The organism is Actinoplanes sp. NPDC051633 (assembly GCF_040681735.1).
GTDB lineage: Bacteria > Actinomycetota > Actinomycetes > Mycobacteriales > Micromonosporaceae > Actinoplanes.
The window spans coordinates 1-2,178 of the sequence record NZ_JBFAZH010001244.1 but is presented as its reverse complement, the minus strand read 5'-3'; the positions used below and the strand labels follow the sequence as shown (position 1 = coordinate 2,178).

Sequence of the window (2,178 nt, the reverse complement as noted above, 5' to 3'; positions counted from 1 at the left end):
GACCGCGAGCGCGAGGTGCTCGTGCTGGTGGCGGCCGGGCTGTCGAACGACGCGATCGCCGAGAAGCTCTACGTGTCACCGCTCACGGCCAAGACGCACGTGAACCGGGCCATGACGAAGCTGGGTGCGCGGGACCGGGCGCAGCTCGTCGTCATCGCGTATCAGAGCGGCCTGGCTCGCGTACCACCGATGCAGTAGCGGCTTCGCTCCGGCTGGAGGACGACTCGCGGCGCGGATTCCGGCAGGCTGATCGACATGGGATGGGCCATCGGATTGTCGCTGCTGTCGGCGGCCTGCTATGCGGGCGCCGCGGTCGTCCAGGAGCGCCTGGCCGCCGGCGGGCATCGGGGATTCGGGCGCTGGGCGGGGTCGGTCGGCCTGACCCTCGTGGGTGGCGGCCTGCACACGATCGCGCTGACCGTCGGATCGGTCGGTGTGGTGCAGGCGCTGGGCACGGTGACGTTGCTCTTCGCGCTGCCGGTCGCCGCGGTGCGTGCCCGGACCCGCATCACGCCGGGCGCGTGGCGCGACGCCGGTCTGACCGTCGCGGGCCTGACCGGGATCATGGCGCTGTCCCGGTCGCCGGCGTCCAGCGTCGAGCTGACCGGCGACGCCGCTCGCTACCTGTTGCTGGCGACGGTCTTCGCGGTGGCGGCGCTGAGCCTGGCCGCATGGCAGTCGTCGCGGCCGGTCATCCGCAGCGTCTTGCTGGCCGGCGCGGCGGGTGTGGCGTTCGGCGTCTCGTCGGTGATCACCAAAGCGGTCCTCGACGACCTGTCGGTGGCCGGGATCGCGGTGGTGGGAGTGCTCGCGGTGACCGGATATCTGCTGGGTCAGGCCTCCTACGCCGGTGGTGGGCTGGCCGCGCCGCTGGCGATGGTCAGCGTGGCGAACCCGGTCGTGGCGGCGACGGCCGGCGCGCTGGTGCTCGGCGAGGGATTCCGGTTCGGGACCGTGGGCACGGCGCTCGCCGCGCTGTGCGGTGTGATCGCCGCGCTCGGTGTGACCGGCCTGTCCCGCCGGACCGGAATCACGGCGGCGACCGCCACCGCGAGCAGCAGTCGCGAGTTCGTCCACAACGGAGAGTCGATGCCGGTGACCGGCAGCAGCATCACGGCGAGCACCACGATCCGCCAGCCGGCCCTCGCCCATGGTGGGCCGCTGACCGGCAGCAGGACGGCGAACACCAGCCAGATCTGATGGTGTGTCCAGGAAACCGGGGACAGCACGATGCTCGCCGCCCCCACCACGACCGCCGCGCCCAGCCACGCACCCCGTCCGGCCAGCCCGGCGCCGCGCCACAACGCGATCGCGGCGATCGCCCCGCCGATCGTCAGGACGAGCAGGGGCCGGGATGACTCGGGTACGCCGAAGCGCAGCAGAACGCCGTTGAGCGACTGGTTCCCGGCCGAGGCGATGTGGCCGAGACGGTTCACGTGAAACACCTCGGTCGTCCAGAACCGCCACGAGTCGCCGGGCATCGACAACGCCGCCACCGCCGCGCACCCGGCGAAAACCGCGGTGGCGGTGACCGCGGCGCGCCGCCGGCCCGCGCACCACAGCAGCGGGATGAAGATCAGCGGAGTCAGCTTGATCGCGGCGGCGATGCCGATCAGCGCGCCCGCCCACCCGGTGCGCCGCAGGACCAGCAGGTCGACGAGGACCAGACCGGCGAGGAAGACGCTGACCTGGCCGAAGTGCAGGTTCGACGCGATCGGGGCGGACAGCGCGAGGGCCAGGGCGAGCGGCCCCGCGCGGCCCGGGCGCGCGACCGCGGCGATCAGCGCGACCACCACCAGGGTGGCCAGCGTCCACGTCACCTGCACCGAAGCCACCGGGAGCCGGGTCAGCGGACGGAAGAGCATCGCGGCGAACGGCGGGTAGGTGAACGGGGCCTCGCCGCGGACGAAGTCGTAGAGGCTCGCGGCGCCCGAGGCGCCCAGATAGACGTGCAGATCTGAGAGGCGGTCGCCGGTCGGGCGGGTCAGGGCGGCGGTGGATGCGACCCACCCGGCGATCGCCGCGCCGGCCCAGGCGGCTCGATCCTTGGTCATGGTAGAAACTCTACATAGGGTCGGCAAGGCGGGCCAGGGGGAGATCGGGAGAGGGTCAGGTGGCCGGCTCGGCCAGGCGCATCGCCAGGAGAGCGGCCACCAGGGCCACCGCTGCCTGGCCGGC

The 2,178-nt window shown here is 73.0% G+C and carries 2 protein-coding genes and 1 pseudogene; 2 read left to right on the top strand and 1 reads right to left on the bottom strand.

What is annotated here, in order from left to right:
- The coding region (locus AB0M20_RS39560; RefSeq protein WP_364306194.1) for a helix-turn-helix transcriptional regulator at nt 1-198 on the top strand (198 nt) is incomplete at its 5' end.
- A 57-nt stretch (nt 199-255) separates the two neighbouring features.
- The gene (locus tag AB0M20_RS39555) at nt 256-1,200 is read left to right on the top strand and encodes a DMT family transporter (protein ID WP_364306192.1); all 945 of its coding nucleotides are present in this window, start codon (nt 256-258) and stop codon (nt 1,198-1,200) included.
- Nucleotides 1,201-1,229: 29 nt separating this feature from the next.
- Here AB0M20_RS39555 and AB0M20_RS39550 read toward each other — a convergent pair.
- A pseudogene (locus AB0M20_RS39550) lies at nt 1,230-2,054 on the bottom strand (glycosyltransferase 87 family protein); the annotation flags it as partial.
- Nucleotides 2,055-2,178: the final 124 nt, after the last annotated feature.